The organism is Enterobacter sp. RHBSTW-01064, from assembly GCF_014103035.1.
Classification (GTDB): Bacteria; Pseudomonadota; Gammaproteobacteria; order Enterobacterales; family Enterobacteriaceae; genus Enterobacter; species Enterobacter mori.
Genome location: NZ_JABXOU010000001.1, coordinates 864,907 through 881,186, shown reverse-complemented (window position 1 = coordinate 881,186; position 16,280 = coordinate 864,907). Strand labels below are relative to the sequence as shown.

Sequence of the window (16,280 nt, the reverse complement as noted above, 5' to 3'; positions counted from 1 at the left end):
ATTCCTTTTTGAATGCAAGGGGAAGAACGCGCTAACTGGTTTATTATTAATCAGTTAGCGATAAACCGTTTCTCGTCCGTCAGGACCTGCAACAGCAGGCTGAGCTGTGGTTTTTGATCCTTCAGCTTCTCGCCCTTCAGGTTATAGGTCTGATAACTCCCGTTACTGTTCAGTACCAGCGTCAGCTCAGGTGTCGTCACCGCCAGCGTATTGCCACCTGCGGCAGTCACCCAGTTATGACGACGAGTGGCGCTAAAGAGATCTTGCCCCTGAGAGTACTCGTTAGCCGGCGTGCTGACGTGCAACAAGCGCTGCATCAATGTGGTCATCACATCTTTATGATCGGTAAGCATATTGATGCGCTGCGCAGGGGTACCCGGCCAGTGAACGATCAGTGGCACATGCAGGTTCGGACGTGACCAGGCCATGCTCTCCATGTCGTCGCCCAGCGGCACGCCATGGCCTGCAGTGATAATCACCACCGTATTGTCCAGCTTGCCCGAGTCGTTCAGGGCGGTCAGCACGCGCGCAATTTGTGCATCAACATCACCTGCCGCACGCGTGTAACGACGGGTGAAGCCTTTCTGATTGCTGTCATCCGTTGTGCCGTTAAACGCAACCCAGGAGAACCAGCGGTTATCTTCCTGAGCGTAGCGCTGCAGCCAGTTAATCCACTGGTTTGCCGTCTGGGTGTCAGACTGGCTCTGCGCGGCAGGCAGAGAGAAATCAGAGAGCAGAGCCTGACGGTACAGCGAACTGTTGAAGCCATCGGACGCGAACAGCCCCAGCTGATAACCTTGCTGGTTAAGCCCGGTAATCAATGCTGCTGGCGTGCGTGAAGACAGTACGCCATCCATGTAGCTCGGCGATATCCCATAGAACAGGCCGAAAATACCCGCGTCGGTTGAGTTGCCCGAGCTCATATGCTGCGTAAAGGTGATGTTCTTATCCGCGAACGCCGCCAGTGCGGGCATCTGCTTCTCGTAGCGCGAATAGTTCAGACCATCAACGGTGATCAGCAGAACGTTTTGCCCGCGGCCCATGTCGCGATAGCGCAAATCGCTCAGCGGATACTGCACGCTGACCGCTTCCGGATTACCTTGCTCGACCAGGCGGCGCTGATACTCCTGCGCATCCAGCAGACCGTGTTTCTCAAGGAAACGACGTGCCGTCATCGGATACGAGAGCGGCAGGTTTGCGCGCTGCATGGTGATAGGACGATAGAAGTTCGCATCCGCCCAGATATACATGAGGTGCGAACTGATGAATGAGACGAAAAAGAGCGCGGCAACGGGCTTCGCGTAATGGCGCCGCCGGGTGAGGCTTCGCAGCTTCTGCCAGCTCCAGGTGGCGAACAGCATCTCAATCAGAAGAATAATGGGCACGCTGATAAACATCAGCTGCCAGTCACGTGCGGTCTCGTTCTGATCGGGGTTAATGACCAGCTCCCAGACAATAGGGTTGAGATGCAGGTGGAAACGGGTAAAGACTTCGCTGTCGATCAGCAAAAGCGTCATGCCCGCGGTCGCAAGGATGGCGGACAAGAACCGCATCAGACGCTGCGACATGACGATAAACGTCAGAGGGAACAGGATGAGCAGATAGGTGGCGAAGACCAGAAAGCTAAAGTGACCGACCAGGCTTATCCAGGAGTAAACACGTCCGATAAGCGTGGTGGGCCAGTCCGCCACAAACAGATAACGGCAGCCGAGAACCATCGCCAACAGAATGTTGAACAGGGCAAACCAGTGCCCCCAGCTGACCATCTGGGAGACTTTTTCACGGTAGCGCTGACGATTCGTCACCATAAACTGTTGTTCGTTTCCCTTAGTGTGCCTGGTCGTCGCTAACCGAGGACTGCAGTGCCTGGGCGAAAGATTTGGCAATCGCCTGACGTTGAGCCGGAGCAACGCTGGTGTTGATAAGGTTGGTAACCATATTTCCCAAAACCATCAGGGAGAGATCGGTTGGCGTTTTATGTTTTTCCAGTACGTTGACCAGCTCACTGAGCAGTTGTTCAACGTGTTCGTCACTGTAGCGGGAATGTTGTGGCATAAATCAAAATCAGTTTGTTGAGAGAAGGGCGACATATTACCGTAGCAACAGCTTTTTTTCCCCTTTTTTATCTTCTGTTGCACACATGCGCTGGTGGTGGTTGAATACCGCCCGGTCTAAAAGGAGAGTTTATCATGAGTCTGGAAATCAACCAGATTGCCTTGCACCAGCTTATCAAGCGTGATGAGCAAACCCTTGAAGTGGTGCTGCGCGATTCGTTACTTGAACCCACGGCGACCGTTGTGGAAATGATGGCGGAGTTGCACCGCGTCTACAGTGCTAAAAATAAAGCCTATGGTCTGTTCAGCGAAGAGAGCGAACTGGCGGATAGCCTGCGTCTTCAGCGTCAGGGCGAAGAAGATTTCCTGGCATTCAGCCGTGCCGCAACCGGGCGTCTGCGTGACGAGCTGGCAAAATACCCGTTCGCCGATGGCGGTATCGTCCTGTTCTGCCATTACCGTTACCTGGCGGTGGAATACCTGCTGGTGACCGTGCTGAACAACTTAAGCAGCATGCGCGTGAACGAGCAGCTGGACATCAGCTCGACGCACTATCTGGATATCAACCATGCGGATATCGTGGCGCGTATTGATTTGACCGAGTGGGAAACCAATCCTGAATCGACCCGCTATCTGACTTTCCTGAAAGGGCGCGTGGGGCGCAAAGTCGCCGATTTCTTTATGGACTTCCTCGGCGCCAGCGAAGGTCTGAATGCCAAAGCGCAGAACAAAGGTCTGCTGCAGGCGGTTGATGATTTTACGGCAGAAGCGCAGCTCGATAAATCCGAGCGTCAGACCGTGCGTCAGCAGGTTTACAGCTACTGCAACGAGCAGCTGCAGGCAGGCGAAGAGATTGAGCTGGAATCACTGTCAAAAGAGTTGGCAGGTGTGAGTGAAGTCAGCTTCCAGGAATTTACGGCTGAAAAAGGCTATGAACTGGAAGAGAGCTTCCCGGCGGACCGCAGTACGCTGCGTCAGCTCACCAAATTTGCCGGTAGCGGCGGTGGATTAACCATCAACTTTGACGCCATGCTGTTGGGGGAACGCATCTTCTGGGATCCGGCCACCGACACGCTGACCATCAAAGGCACGCCGCCGAACCTGCGCGATCAGCTGCAGCGCCGCACCTCTGGCGGTAAATAGCAGCCATAAAAAAACCCCGCAGAAGCGGGGTTTTTATTCGACGAGTTTGCGATTACGCGCGAACGAAGTCGATGTGAGACAGTTTTGGCTTGAACGGGTGACGCTGTACAGCCTGAACCTTCACTTTTTCTTCTTTACCGCCAACAACGATGGTCAGAACTTCGCTGTAGAATTCAGCTTTGGTCTGCAGGTTCCATACTTTGTCGTGGTCCAGTTCGATTGCAACTGGAGCAGCTTCGCCACCGTAAACGATAGCTGGGAACTTGTTGGCGTTACGCAGGCGGCGGCTCGCACCCTTACCCTGCACGTTACGTACTTCTGCTTCGATAGTGAACATTGATTTCTCTCTGTATTTAAAACCCTACTACAGGCGACCCAGCAGCAGGTGAGTGTTCTGCCTCACGGATGTGAAGCGGGCGGCATTTTATACTCAAATGCCCCTCACATCAACGAAAAGTCCCGTTAACCGCGCAATTCATTTGCCCGGCGGAAGCGTCCTTCGTAGTCGAAGACCTTCTCACGCACCTGCCAGAACTGGCCTTTCCTGCGGGCGACAACAAAATCCGGGTGGCGCAGCAGCGCCTGCTGATGAACGATATCGGCAACGGTTATCCAGCGCAACGGCACCCCCGGCGTACGGGTGTGCGGGCGGATAAAGAGCTGCTCAAAAGCCGTTCTCTGCGCAGGTGTGTGCACCCGGAAACGCTCGCTGACGTCTGCGCCATCCTCATCGTAGTAGGTGATTTTCAGCCATTCGCCTTTTTCATCCGCACCGGGCTGCAGGGCCATGCCGGAACAACGTAGCACCAGGGCATCTTTCAGCTTCAGCGCAGCCTTAAGCATGTCATCAGGGTCGACCAGGATCGTGTCACACTCCCGGCAGCGACGGGCGGCAATATCGTTTTCGGCATTGCACTGCGGACAGTTTTTAAAGCGGAAACGAAAATCGCACTGCTCGCGATGGCCTTCATCGTCTTCAAACCAGCCCTGACAGCGGCGGCCAAAGTGTTCGATCAGCGTACCGTCAGCGGTCGTTTTCCCCCAAAAGGTATTCGCAAACCCGCAGGCGGGACAAAACACCTGGACCGGCACGTTGTCACTTTTGCCTTTCGGTGTGCCGACCTCAGGGGAGTACAGATCGTGCGGATTTCCGGCGTAATCCAGAATCAGGCAGTCGGTTTTGCCCGGCGAGAGGCGCAGGCCGCGGCCCACAATCTGCTGATAGAGACTCACCGATTCGGTCGGGCGTAAAATAGCAATCAGGTCAACGTGCGGCGCATCAAACCCGGTGGTTAATACCGACACGTTGACCAGATAGCGAAACCGCTGCGCTTTGAAAGCGTCGATCAGGCTGTCGCGCTCCGGTCCGGGCGTTTCGCCGGTGATCAGCGCCGCGTCGTCAGCGGGCAGCAACCCGGTAATTTCTCGGGCATGCTCAACGGTGGCCGCAAAGATCATCACCCCTTTGCGCGTCTGCGCAAACTCTTCAATCTGGCTGATGATGTGCGGGGTAATGCGCTTTTGTTTTTTCAGCTCCTGATTAAGATCGGCCTCGCTGAATAATCCGTTGCTTTGCGCCTGCAGGCGGCTGAAGTCGTACTGCACCACCGGCATATCCAGCCGCTCCGGCGGCGTCAGGTAGCCATGTTTAATCATGTAGCGCAGCGGAAGCTCATAAATGCAGTCGCTGAACAGGGCTTTCGCATCCCCGCGCACCATGCCGTGATAATGGAAGTGATAAATCCAGCCTTTCCCCAGACGAAACGGCGTGGCCGTCAGGCCGAGAAGGCGAATGTGAGGGTTCACTTCCTTCAAATGAGTCAGGATTTGCTGATACTGGCTGTCGTCGTCATCGCTGATGCGGTGGCACTCGTCGACAATCAACAGTGAAAACTCGCTGCGAAACAGGTCCAGGTTACGGGCGACCGACTGCACGCTGCCAAACACCACTTTGCCGTGACTCTCTTTGCGCTTCAGCCCGGCGGCGAAAATATCGGCCTCAAGTCCAAGCGCACAATATTTGGCATGGTTTTGCGCTACCAACTCTTTAACGTGCGCCAGCACCAGCACGCGCCCGCGTGCCAGACGCGCCAGCTCGGCGATGACAAGGCTTTTGCCTGCACCTGTCGGGAGCACGATGGCTGCCGGTTCCCGATGTTTACGGAACCAGGCGAGGGTGGCGTCGACGGCTTCTTGCTGATAGGGGCGAAGTGTAAAAGTCATGGTGTCTCGGTTTCGTTATTCCGCACATATACCCGTCATACTTCAAGTTGCCTGTGCGTTGGCTGCACTCGTTCACCCCGGTCACTTACTTATGTAAGCTCCCGGGGATTCACTCCTTTGCCGCCTTCATGCAACTCGAATTATTTAGGGTATAGATAGTATGCCACGAAACTTTTTCCCTTGAGTGGCGCAACCAGACCATTATACTGAACCGTTCTTGACTGCTTCTTTTTCGGGCGCGTTGTCCGACTTCCAGCACCATTAAGGCTAAAAAGATTTCATGCGACTTGATAAGTTTATCGCTCAGCAACTCGGCGTAAGCCGCGCTATTGCCGGGCGTGAGATTCGCGCCAGCCGCGTTACCGTGGATGGCGACATTGTGAAAGACACCGCTTTCAAACTCCAGCCTGAACATCAGGTGGAGTATGACGGCAATCCGCTGACCCAGCAGCACGGTCCGCGCTATTTCATGCTCAACAAACCGGAAGGCTACGTCTGTTCAACAGACGATCCGGATCACCCGACGGTGCTCTATTTCCTCGATGAGCCAGTGGCGCACAAGCTGCATGCCGCGGGTCGTCTGGATATCGATACTACCGGTCTGGTGCTGATGACCGATGACGGTCAGTGGTCTCACCGCATCACCTCTCCGCGCCATCACTGCGAGAAAACCTATCTGGTCACGCTGGAGTCGCCGGTATCGGATGACACGGCAGAGCAATTCACCAAAGGCGTTCAGCTGCATAATGAAAAAGATCTGACCAAACCGGCGGTGCTTGAGGTGATCACCCCGACGGAAGTGCGTCTGACCATCAGCGAAGGTCGCTATCATCAGGTGAAACGGATGTTCGCCGCAGTGGGCAACCACGTTGTGGGCCTGCATCGTGAACGTATTGGTGCGATTGAGCTTGACCCGGAACTCGAGCCAGGCGAATACCGCCCGTTAACGGAAGAAGAGATCGCCAGCGTCGGTCTGCCTTCACGCTAAATTTCAGGAGAACTCTGTGACCACCAGGCCACACTCGTCTTTCAAGATCGTTTTCATCCTTGGCCTGCTGGCGATGCTGATGCCGCTCTCCATCGATATGTATCTGCCCGCGTTGCCGGTGATTTCCGCGCAGTTTGGCGTACCGGCGGGCAGCGCGCAGATGACGCTCAGTACCTATATTCTCGGTTTTGCTATCGGTCAGCTTCTGTATGGGCCGATGGCGGATAGCCTTGGGCGCAAGCCTGTTATCCTGGGCGGAACGCTGGTCTTTGCGGGCGCAGCCGTCGCCTGTGCGCTGGCGCAGAGTATCGATCAGCTGATTATCATGCGCTTTTTCCACGGTCTGGCCGCCGCCGCCGCGAGCGTGGTGATCAACGCCCTGATGCGCGATGTCTACCCGAAAGAAGAGTTCTCCCGCATGATGTCGTTCGTCATGCTGGTCACCACCATTGCGCCGCTGGTGGCCCCGATGGTCGGTGGTGCCGTGCTGGTGTGGTTCAGCTGGCACGCCATTTTCTGGATCCTGGCGGTTGCCGCGCTGCTGGCGTCGGCGATGATCTTCTTCTTTATTGATGAAACGCTGCCCGTCGAGCGTCGGCAGAAGTTTCACATCCGTACCACAATGGGGAATTTCGCCTCGCTGTTTCGCCATAAGCGCGTGCTGAGCTACATGCTGGCGAGCGGATTCAGCTTTGCCGGGATGTTCTCCTTCCTGAGCGCCGGGCCGTTTGTTTATATCGAACTGAACCACGTTTCACCGCAGCACTTTGGCTATTACTTTGCGCTGAACATCGTGTTTCTGTTTGTTATGACCATCATCAACAGCCGCTTTGTACGGCGGGTAGGGGCGATCAATATGTTCCGCGCCGGGCTGTGGATCCAGTTCGTTATGGCTATCTGGATGGTGGTGAGCGCGTTTCTGGGGATTGGCTTCTGGGCGCTGGTGGTGGGCGTGGCGGCGTTTGTCGGCTGCGTGTCGATGATCTCTTCCAACGCGATGGCGGTCATCCTCGACGAATTCCCGCATATGGCAGGCACGGCGTCGTCACTGGCGGGGACGTTCCGCTTTGGGATTGGCGCTGTCGTTGGGGCGCTGCTCTCGATGGCCACGTTTAACACCGCATGGCCGATGCTGTGGGCTATCGCTTTCTGCGCAACCAGCTCCATTCTTTTCTATCTTTATGCCAGTCGGCCGCGTAAAGCCGCTCACTAAAGCACGCTGAAGGCCCGATTCGGGCCTTTTTTGTTGATGCATATCAACCAAAGCGCTGTTCGTTTACCCTGTGTTTGTTTCTTTTATGTAAAATCTATTTATGTAAAAAGTCACATCATTGTATTTAAAAAGGTTGAGTTAGATCGCAGAAACGGGTACATATAGCGCCCACGCGAGCCTGCAATGCCTATAAAAACCGCTAAATAGTGCAGGTTTGCAATCATGTGATACTATAAATGTAAATAAATTGTGAAGTAATTTTGCTTCCGGGGAACGAACGTGAATACATTACAACTCTCCATTGTCCATCGCTTGCCCCAGAGCTATCGCTGGTCGGCGGGTTTTGCAGGTTCGAAAGTTGAACCGATTCCGCAAAGCGGCGCAGGGTGCGAGAATTGTCTGGTTGCGCTCAAACTGCTGAGTCCGAGCGACGAAAATGCATGGCCGGTGATGGAGCGCCTCAGTCAGGCGCTGACGGATATCGAAGTGGATAGCTCCGTGCTGGAATGCGAAGGCGAGCCTTGCCTGTTTGTGAACAGCCAGGATGAATTCGCTGCCACCTGCCGTCTGAAAAACTTCGGCGTGGCGATTGCCGAGCCTTTCTCTGGTCAATATCCTTTCTGAGCGCTAGTCTGCTGACAGTAGCTGGCGCGTGTAGCTCTGCGTCGGCGCAGTGAATACGCGCTGGCACTCTCCCTGTTCGACGACTTCTCCCTGCCGCAACACAATCACCTGATGGCACAACGCCCGCACTACCTGTAAATCGTGGCTGATGAAGATATAGGCCAGCCGATGTTTCTCCTGTAACCCTTTTAACAGCGTCAGGATCTGCGCCTGTACGGTTCTGTCCAGTGAAGAGGTGGGTTCATCAAGAATGATCAACTCAGGTTTCAGGATCAGCGCACGGGCAATCGCGATGCGCTGGCGCTGGCCGCCAGAAAATTCCGCAGGATAGCGGTGGCGCGTGGCGGGATCTAATCCCACTTCAGCCATGACAAGCATCACCTCTTCTTCACGTTGCTGAGCGCTCAGCGTGGGGCGATGAACGCGTAAACCCTCTTCAACAATCTGCAAAATACTCAGTCTTGGGTTAAGCGAGGAGTTGGGATCCTGAAAAACAACCTGCATGCGTGGACGCACGGGCAACATCTGGCGACGGTTCCGGGTGTGCAGCGGCATGCCGTCAAAGAGGATCTCACCCTGCGAGGCGATTAAGCGCAGCAGCGCCAGACCGGTGGTGCTCTTGCCAGAACCCGACTCACCAACCAGCCCCAGCGATTCACCGGGACGCAGAGAGAAGCGAATATCTTTCAGAACCGGGTTCCGATCGACAACGCGCCGTAAAATGCCTTTACGAACGGGAAATGAAACGCCCAGCCCCTCAACGCGCAGCAGCGGCTCGCTGTCGGCATCCAGGGGAACGGGATCGCCGGAGGGTTCGCTGTTGAGCAGGCGCTGCGTATAGGGGTGTTGAGGTGCCGTCAGCAGCGAGGCTGCCGTATTTTGCTCAACACATCGTCCGTTTTGCATCACCGCCACGCTGTCAGCCAGCTTTCTTACGATGCTCAGGTTGTGCGTAATAAACAGCAGGCTCATGTTCAGCTCGTCACGCAGTTCCCGCAGCAGCGTCAATATCTGCGCCTGAACCGTCACGTCCAGTGCCGTCGTCGGTTCATCGGCGATCAGCAGTTCAGGACGCGTCAGCAGCGCCATGGCGATCATCACGCGCTGACGTTCTCCGCCAGAGAGCTGGTGCGGAAAATCGGTCAGTCGTTTGGCGGCATTGCGAATGCCCGTGCGCTCAAGGCAATCGAGAATTTCACCCCGCGCCGCCTCTTTGCGCATGCCCCGGTGAAGTGACAGCACTTCGTAGAGCTGTTTTTCCAGCGTATGCAGCGGGTTGAGTGAGACCATCGGCTCCTGAAAAATCATGGCAATCTTATTGCCGCGGATCCCGCGCAGGGTTTGCTCATCCGCATGCAGCAGCGAACTGCCATGGAACAGAATGTCACCCTGCGGATAGCTGACCGGCGGGGAAGGGAGCAGACGCAGGATGGAGAGGGCTGAAACGCTCTTACCGGAACCCGATTCCCCCACCAGCGCCAGCGTTTCGCCGCGCTGGATCTGCAGTGACAGGTCATTCACCACCGTGCGGGTTTCGCCCTGCTTCGAAAAGGCAATAGACAGGTTTTCAATGCTCAGAAGAGGTTGCGTCATCTATACCGCCTTGTCGGGATCAAAGGCATCGCGCACGGCTTCGCCAATAAAGATCAGCAGCGAAAGCAGCACGGCCACTGAGAGAAACGCAGTGATGCCAAGCCACGGCGCCTGAAGATTGTTCTTGCCTTGCAGCAGCAGTTCTCCGAGCGATGGCGAGCCGAGCGGCAGCCCAAAACCAAGGAAATCAAGCGAGGTGAGGGTGGTGATGGAACTGCACAAAATAAAGGGCAGAAAGGTCAGGGTTGCGACTACGGCGTTGGGGAGCATATGGCGGAAAATAATCGCCCGATCGCTGACCCCCAGCGCCTGTGCGGCACGGATATAGTCAAAGTTCCGCGTGCGCAGAAATTCCGCGCGCACTACGCCCACCAGCGCCATCCAGCCAAACAGGACGGTGATCCCCAGCAGCCACCAGAAGCCAGGCTGCACTACGCTGGACAGCAGGATGATCAGAAACAGCGTTGGCATTCCCGACCAGACTTCAATGATGCGTTGCCCCCAGAGATCGAGCTTTCCGCCGTAATAGCCCTGAACGGCACCCGCGACGACGCCCATGACGCTGGAAAAGAGCGTCAGCATCAGCCCGAAGAGCAGAGAGATCCGCGTGCCGTAAAGAATGCGCGCCAGCACGTCACCGCCGTTCGCGTCGGTTCCCAGCCAGTTCTGCGCGGAGGGAGGCGAAGGAAAGGGAGTTGAGGTAGCAAAGTTTATGCTGTTTGCGCCAAAGCGAATGGGGGCCCAGAGCGCCCAGCCGTGCCTGTCGATTTGATCGCGAAGCCACGGATCCTGATATTCAGCCGGCGTCGCAAACGGGCCGCCAAAATCACTCTCGCTGTAGTTGTTCAACACAGGCACATACCAGCGGTCGTTAAAATGCACCAGCAGCGGCTTATCGTTCGCAATCAGCTCGGCGCACATGCTTAAGATAAACAGCACGGCGAAGATCCACAGCGACCAGTAACCGCGGCGGTTGTGGCGAAAGCGTGCCCAGCGGGCCTGGTTGACGGGGCTTAAACGCGGCATCAGCGGCCCTCAAAATCGATTCGGGGATCGACCAGCGTATAGCTGATATCACTGATGATATTCAGCAGCAGGCCAATCAGGGTGAAAATATAGAGTGTGCCAAACATGACCGGGTAATCGCGCGAGACGGTGGCCTCATAGCCCAGCAGTCCCAGACCGTTCAGGGAGAACATCACCTCTATCAGCAGCGAGCCGGTAAAAAACATACTGATGAAGGTGGCCGGGAATCCGGCAATCACCAGCAGCATCGCGTTGCGGAAAACGTGCTTCCACATGATCTGTTTTTCACCCACGCCCTTTGCGCGCGCGGTGACAACATACTGTTTGCGGATTTCATCAAGAAAGGCGTTTTTGGTCAGCATCGTCAGCGCGGCAAAACCGCCAATGACCGTCGCGAGCACCGGCAGCGTGATGTGCCAGAAATAATCGGTGATTTTTTGATACCACGGCAGGGTGCTGAAATCAGCTGACACCAATCCTCGGAGCGGGAAAATATCGAAATAACTCCCCCCGGCGAAAAAGACGATAAGCAGAACCGCAAACAGAAACGCCGGAATCGCATAGCCGATGATGATGAAGGTGCTACTCCAGATATCAAAGCGGCTGCCATTGTAGACCGCTTTTCGAATGCCCAACGGAATGGAGACCAGATAGATAATCAACGTTCCCCACAGACCCAAGGTGACGGAAACCGGCAGGCTTTGCTTAATTAACGTCAGCACGGATGCGCTGCGAAACAGGCTATCGCCAAAATCAAAGCGGACGTAATCCCAGAGCATCTTGAAATAACGCTCATGCAGCGGTTTATCAAAGCCGTAGCGATGGGTGATCTCGGCGATCACCTCGGGATCCAACCCGCGCCCGCCGCGGTAGTGGCTTTCGCTGATATTACCCACGCCGGTCCTTGCGTGACTTGCGCCCATCCCTTCACCGCCGCCGCCGGGCATTCCCCCGCTGTGGCCAAATTCCACGGCGGCGATAGCCTGATCCACCGGTCCGCCAGGGGCAATCTGGACGATGAAAAAGTTAATCGTGATGATGGCCCACAGCGTCGGGATAACCAGCAGCAAGCGGCGGATCAGATAAGCACCCATTGTTATTCCTTAACGCCGCTCTGCGGGCAGTTTGGCGGCTTTGTTCACGTCATACCACCAGGTATCGAAACCCAGCGTATAGACAGGGCGTACAGAGGGCAGCGAGAATTTGTCCCAACGGGCAAGGCGATCTTCGCCCATGTACCACATTGGCAGCATGTAGTAGTTCCAGGTTAACACCCTGTCGAGCGCGCGGCCAAGCGGAAGCAATTTTTCTTTATCGCCCTGCGCGGCCACGATTTTCTCAATCAGCGCGTCGATCGCCGGGCTCTTAACGCCGGGGGCATTGTAGGAGGAGTTGATATAGCTGGAGGCCCATGAAATTTGCAAATCGCCGCTGGGCCACGGCTGCGCGGCCCACAGGCTCTGCATCATATCGTAATCCCGGCTGCGCTTGCGGTTGGTGAGCTGAGCGATATCCACCTGGCGGATATTCAGAGTAATCCCCAGCCGGGCGAGATTCTGCTTAAACGGCAGTACCCACTGGTCATTTGCCCCTGAAGCGAGCAGGAGCTCGAAACTCAGCGGTTTGCCCGTTTGCACGTTCACCCGTTTTTGATCTTTCAGGTGCCATCCCGCCTCATCCAGCAGCGCGCTGGCTTTCAGAAGGTTGTCACGGTCAAAACCCTTACCGTCGGATTTAGGCGGTTCAAACACGCTCGTAAAGACCTCTGGCGGGAGTTCCGCCTTCAGCGGAGCCAGCAAGACCAGCTCATCGGCATCAGGATAGTCACGAGCGGCATATTCAGTGTTCTGGAAATAGCTGTTAGCGCGGCTGTAGGCGCCGTAAAACAGCGCCTTGTTCATCCACTCGAAATCAAACGCCAGGGTAATTGCCTCGCGTACCCGACGGTCGCTGAATACCGGGCGCTGGATGTTAAACGCCAGCCAGCGGGTATCCTGGGCAGATTCATTTTTATGCTCGTCTTTAACGATGTAACCGTTGGCAAAGTTTTTCCCGATATAGCGCGTAGCCCAGTTTTTAGCGCTGCTCTCCACGCGCAAATCAAACGCACCCGCCTTGAACGCCTCAAACGCCACGTTATCGTCAAGGTAATAATCATAGCGAAGGGTGTCAAAGTTCCAGCGGCCACGGTTTACCGGAAGATTTGCAGCCCAGTAATCTTTGACCCGGGAATAGACCACATACTGCCCCATACGCCAGTCGGTAATGCGATACGGGCCACCCGCCAGCGGCGGCGTGGAGAGCGGGTCGCTCAGCTTGTGGTTTTTCCAGAAGGACTCAGGCATGACGGGCAAGGAGAACAGGCTCAGCATATTCTCTTTGTTAGGTTCGCTCAGTTCGATACGCACGGTCAGCGGGGCGATAGCTTTTACGGTGGTGCCTTTGTACACCAGACGGAACTGCGGGACCCCTTCGGTCATAAACTTGTGAAACGTGAAGGCCACGTCGCGGGCGCTAACCGGCGTGCCATCATGAAAACGCGCCTGCGGGTTGAGTGAAATTTCGGCCCACGCGAAGTTATCCGCGTAACGTACGTTTTCCGCCACCAGCGGGTAGTAGCTGCCCGGTTCATCGTCTGACGTCACAAACAGCGTGTCATAGAGGGACTCCGTACGCGCCGCCGCCACGCCGCGCAGGGCAAAGCGGTTAAAGTTATCGAAGGTGCCCGTGGCCGAGAGCGTCACGTTTCCGCCTTTAGGCGCGGCGGGGTTGACGTAATCGTAGTGGGTAAAATTAACCGCGTATTTAGGTTCGCCAATCACCGCGAATGCCGTGCTCTCTTTGATGGTCTGCGCCTGGCTGGACAGGCTCACCACCGCCATTAACATCACTACGACGCGCATAAACATCTCGTGGCGGATCCTTCGTTCACATTAAAACTGAATAATAAGTGACGTCGCCGCCATTGTGAAATTATTCACCGGACATCATATCGGGTTGCCATGTGCGAAACTGCGCCAGCGGCATAGGGCGGCTGATCCAGTATCCCTGCAGGAAGTTAACGCCATGCTCGCGCAGCCAGGCCGCCTGCTCAGGCGTTTCCACCCCTTCGGCGACGGTGGACATGTTCAGTCGCCTTGCGAGGGTCAATACGGCATCAAGTACGGGCGATGTAACGGTTTCGGTTCCAATGGCATTGACAAAACCCCGGTCGATTTTGATGTAGTCCATTGTGAAATGCTCGAGATAAATCAGGGCGCTGTGGCCGGTCCCGAAATCATCAATCGCGATTTCAAAGCCTTCATTGTGCAGCCATTCAAAAAGCTGGTTGGCCTCGCGCTGATTAATCATGTCGCGCTCGGTGATTTCCAGTACCGTCTGGAAATGATCGGGCGGCAGCGAGGCGTTGAAGCTTTGCATATCTTCTTTAAAACTCTCCGCATGCAAATGCCCTGGCGCAATGTTTATCCCCAGCTTGGCTCCCGCAGGCAATACGCTTTGTAATACCGGTGCGTCACGAATAATGAGATCAAAAAGATGCAGCGTCAGAGGAACAATCAGCTTTTGCGCTTCAGCAAAGTTAATAAACGCATCCGGTGGGATTTCGCCCATCGTCGGGTGCTTCCAGCGCATCAGCACTTCCACACCGCGCATTTTCAGCTCTTTAGCATCGACCACGGGCTGATACACCACATAGAACTGATTGTGCTTAATCGCGGTTAAAATTTCTTTACCCGGATTCAGACGTATGGTCAGGATATAAAAATTGAGCGTTCCGGCGGCTATGCCGCACACCAGCCCGAAGAAGAGGGCGAAGAGGATTTCCTCGCTGGTCCAGGCTTCGGCATAGATCTTGATGGTCAGCGGAATGTCTTTCAGCGTGGCGGTGCGGGCGGCGTGTTCATGGAGATCTTCCGCCTTAACCAGCGTGCTGGACATTGTCGACAACGCGTTGTCGCCAATGATGATGGCAATACCCGCGAACTCGTCCTGACGCGCGGCATAGAGCAGGTACGGTGTCAGATTGAGATTCACCGAGGTAAAGACGCCGCCGTCCTTAACCAACGGATTACGGTACCAGATGGCAATGGCCGGTTTATTCGGCAGCATGGGCGTGCCGGACAGCAGGGCAATATCGATCGGTTTGTTGATGTGCAGCTCGGGTATAAGCGCTTCCATCGGGGAATTCATTGGCCCTGTGGCGGAAGAGCAGAACGCTATTTTGTCTCTGACCAGCAGGAAGGCGCGCACATTAATACTGAAGGCAGCGCGTGAAGTCAGTTCAGCGTTAACCTCATGGCAATTGTTCAGCGTAAGCGGCTGGAGGAGATCGATAGACTCTTTTAGCTCCCCGAAGTAGCTCTCCATGTAGATGCTCACATCTTCAATCAGGGTATCGAATCTGACTTCCCGCTTGTGGTAACTCCAGAAAAACTGCAATGAGCCCAGGAGCAGGGCGACAAACAGCCCTGTGACAATACTGAGAAACAGTATCTTGCGATGACTGGAAAAGTAGCGGGTGAACATAGAGATCGTGATTCCTGAGTAGCCGCTGAATGTATTCAGTGTAACGGGCAAAAAAAAACACCGCCGAAGCAGTGCTTTTTTTTATTATATCGCCAGCCAAGGGATAACCAACGATACAATCATCATATTAACTGCGGGTCAATACACGGCGCGCTTCGTTGTAGCGCTTCTTCCAGTATGGTTCATTCATGCTGGAAATGGTCACACCGCTGCTGGTGGAAGCATGAACGAACTGGTCGTTGCCAATGTAGATGCCAACATGTCGACCCGTAGAACCCGCACGGAACAGAACTAAATCACCGGTACGCAGTTTGGAACGTGAAATCGACTTGCCCGTCTCCTGCTGTTCATAGGTTGAACGCGGAAGATCTAACCCAAATTGTTCGCGGAAGGTTCGTTGTACGAAACTGGAACAATCAATGCCTTTTTTCGTGCTGCCGCCAAGACGATAACGCACGCCTTTCCAGTCAGCATACTGGTCCATAATACGGGACTTCACGTCCAGATTACGCACCATATTCTCAAATTCATCCTGAGAGGCTTGCAGTGACGAGGAATCTTCTGTTCCCACAACACGCGTCTCAGGATGCATATTCTTAGCGGTGTTCGATGTACTACATGCCGAAAGCAGAACCGCTACTGCTATCGCCGGGATCCCCCGCATGAAATATCTCAAAATCGGTTGAGATTTGACCATTTTGTTTATTTTCCCTTGAAGTCCTTAACGATAAATATCGTTATAAAAATGCCAAACGTGACGAGACTAATTAGCTGTTCACATTGAGACAATTCTTTCTGGTCAGATTTGTGGCGCAGTGCACAAATTTATTCACCATGATAATAATTATCTCAGTGGGGCAAAACGAGTTCGAGATTAACCGATTGCAAG

The 16,280-nt window shown here is 54.8% G+C and carries 14 protein-coding genes; 4 read left to right on the top strand and 10 right to left on the bottom strand.

Features of this window, described 5'->3' with window-relative positions:
- Nucleotides 1-50: 50 nt before the first annotated feature.
- Together yejM and HV355_RS04065 are read right to left on the bottom strand one after the other, a co-directional pair.
- Entirely contained in the window at nt 51-1,808 is a 1,758-nt protein-coding gene (gene yejM, locus HV355_RS04070; RefSeq protein WP_148400431.1) for an LPS biosynthesis-modulating metalloenzyme YejM, read from the bottom strand.
- A 19-nt stretch (nt 1,809-1,827) separates the two neighbouring features.
- Entirely contained in the window at nt 1,828-2,055 is a 228-nt protein-coding gene (locus tag HV355_RS04065; RefSeq protein WP_001135586.1) for a YejL family protein, read from the bottom strand.
- 134 nt (nt 2,056-2,189) lie between these two features.
- Between HV355_RS04065 and yejK the strand changes: the two genes are divergently transcribed.
- Entirely contained in the window at nt 2,190-3,197 is a 1,008-nt protein-coding gene (yejK, locus tag HV355_RS04060) for a nucleoid-associated protein YejK (RefSeq protein ID WP_008500957.1), read from the top strand.
- A gap of 52 nt (nt 3,198-3,249) precedes the next feature.
- On the opposite strand, the gene rplY is transcribed toward yejK, so the two are convergent.
- Both rplY and HV355_RS04050 read right to left on the bottom strand, forming a co-directional pair.
- Entirely contained in the window at nt 3,250-3,534 is a 285-nt protein-coding gene (rplY, locus tag HV355_RS04055; RefSeq protein WP_010433464.1) for a 50S ribosomal protein L25, read from the bottom strand.
- A gap of 125 nt (nt 3,535-3,659) precedes the next feature.
- Nucleotides 3,660-5,420 carry a DEAD/DEAH box helicase gene (locus HV355_RS04050; RefSeq protein WP_126817753.1) on the bottom strand — a complete coding sequence of 587 codons (1,761 nt, stop codon included), beginning with the start codon at nt 5,418-5,420 and terminating at the stop codon, nt 3,660-3,662.
- Between the two features lie 280 nt (nt 5,421-5,700).
- On the opposite strand from HV355_RS04050, the gene rsuA reads away from it, so the two are divergent.
- From rsuA to HV355_RS04035, 3 genes are all read left to right on the top strand, one after another.
- Entirely contained in the window at nt 5,701-6,408 is a 708-nt protein-coding gene (rsuA, locus tag HV355_RS04045) for a 16S rRNA pseudouridine(516) synthase RsuA (protein ID WP_108416614.1), read from the top strand.
- Nucleotides 6,409-6,424: 16 nt separating this feature from the next.
- A complete protein-coding gene (locus tag HV355_RS04040; protein ID WP_042714271.1) occupies nt 6,425-7,621 on the top strand; it encodes a Bcr/CflA family multidrug efflux MFS transporter in 1,197 nt (398 codons plus the stop codon).
- A gap of 279 nt (nt 7,622-7,900) precedes the next feature.
- Nucleotides 7,901-8,245: a YejG family protein gene (locus tag HV355_RS04035; protein WP_010433471.1), complete on the top strand. Its 345-nt coding sequence runs from the start codon at nt 7,901-7,903 to the stop codon at nt 8,243-8,245.
- A 3-nt stretch (nt 8,246-8,248) separates the two neighbouring features.
- Here HV355_RS04035 and yejF read toward each other — a convergent pair whose 3' ends face one another.
- The 6 genes from yejF to mepS all read right to left on the bottom strand — a co-directional run bounded on the left by yejF (nt 8,249) and on the right by mepS (nt 16,088).
- Nucleotides 8,249-9,838 carry a microcin C ABC transporter ATP-binding protein YejF gene (yejF, locus tag HV355_RS04030; RefSeq protein WP_182400993.1) on the bottom strand — a complete coding sequence of 530 codons (1,590 nt, stop codon included), beginning with the start codon at nt 9,836-9,838 and terminating at the stop codon, nt 8,249-8,251.
- The gene (locus HV355_RS04025; RefSeq protein ID WP_010433477.1) at nt 9,839-10,864 is read right to left on the bottom strand and encodes an ABC transporter permease; all 1,026 of its coding nucleotides are present in this window, start codon (nt 10,862-10,864) and stop codon (nt 9,839-9,841) included.
- Nucleotides 10,864-11,958 carry a microcin C ABC transporter permease YejB gene (locus tag HV355_RS04020; RefSeq protein ID WP_042714263.1) on the bottom strand — a complete coding sequence of 365 codons (1,095 nt, stop codon included), beginning with the start codon at nt 11,956-11,958 and terminating at the stop codon, nt 10,864-10,866. The genes HV355_RS04025 and HV355_RS04020 overlap by 1 nt, the downstream gene beginning before the upstream one ends.
- Before the next feature lie 9 nt (nt 11,959-11,967).
- Nucleotides 11,968-13,773: an extracellular solute-binding protein gene (locus HV355_RS04015; protein WP_182400991.1), complete on the bottom strand. Its 1,806-nt coding sequence runs from the start codon at nt 13,771-13,773 to the stop codon at nt 11,968-11,970.
- 64 nt (nt 13,774-13,837) lie between these two features.
- The gene (locus HV355_RS04010) at nt 13,838-15,391 is read right to left on the bottom strand and encodes a cyclic di-GMP phosphodiesterase (protein ID WP_126817746.1); all 1,554 of its coding nucleotides are present in this window, start codon (nt 15,389-15,391) and stop codon (nt 13,838-13,840) included.
- A gap of 127 nt (nt 15,392-15,518) precedes the next feature.
- Nucleotides 15,519-16,088: a bifunctional murein DD-endopeptidase/murein LD-carboxypeptidase gene (gene mepS / locus HV355_RS04005; RefSeq protein WP_010433488.1), complete on the bottom strand. Its 570-nt coding sequence runs from the start codon at nt 16,086-16,088 to the stop codon at nt 15,519-15,521.
- Nucleotides 16,089-16,280 lie beyond the last annotated feature (192 nt).

Excerpts from the sequence above, each read along its gene's own strand:
- HV355_RS04065 (WP_001135586.1), bottom strand. The coding sequence starts at position 2,055 with ATGCCACAACATTCCCGCTACAGTGACGAACACGTTGAACAACTGCTC.
- HV355_RS04020 (WP_042714263.1), bottom strand. The coding sequence starts at position 11,958 with ATGGGTGCTTATCTGATCCGCCGCTTGCTGCTGGTTATCCCGACGCTG.
- HV355_RS04015 (WP_182400991.1), bottom strand. The coding sequence starts at position 13,773 with ATGTTTATGCGCGTCGTAGTGATGTTAATGGCGGTGGTGAGCCTGTCC.
- mepS (WP_010433488.1), bottom strand. The coding sequence starts at position 16,088 with ATGGTCAAATCTCAACCGATTTTGAGATATTTCATGCGGGGGATCCCG.
- HV355_RS04025 (WP_010433477.1), bottom strand. The coding sequence starts at position 10,864 with ATGCCGCGTTTAAGCCCCGTCAACCAGGCCCGCTGGGCACGCTTTCGC.
- yejM (WP_148400431.1), bottom strand. The coding sequence starts at position 1,808 with ATGGTGACGAATCGTCAGCGCTACCGTGAAAAAGTCTCCCAGATGGTC.
- yejF (WP_182400993.1), bottom strand. The coding sequence starts at position 9,838 with ATGACGCAACCTCTTCTGAGCATTGAAAACCTGTCTATTGCCTTTTCG.
- HV355_RS04010 (WP_126817746.1), bottom strand. The coding sequence starts at position 15,391 with ATGTTCACCCGCTACTTTTCCAGTCATCGCAAGATACTGTTTCTCAGT.
- rsuA (WP_108416614.1), top strand. The coding sequence starts at position 5,701 with ATGCGACTTGATAAGTTTATCGCTCAGCAACTCGGCGTAAGCCGCGCT.
- yejK (WP_008500957.1), top strand. The coding sequence starts at position 2,190 with ATGAGTCTGGAAATCAACCAGATTGCCTTGCACCAGCTTATCAAGCGT.
- HV355_RS04050 (WP_126817753.1), bottom strand. The coding sequence starts at position 5,420 with ATGACTTTTACACTTCGCCCCTATCAGCAAGAAGCCGTCGACGCCACC.
- rplY (WP_010433464.1), bottom strand. The coding sequence starts at position 3,534 with ATGTTCACTATCGAAGCAGAAGTACGTAACGTGCAGGGTAAGGGTGCG.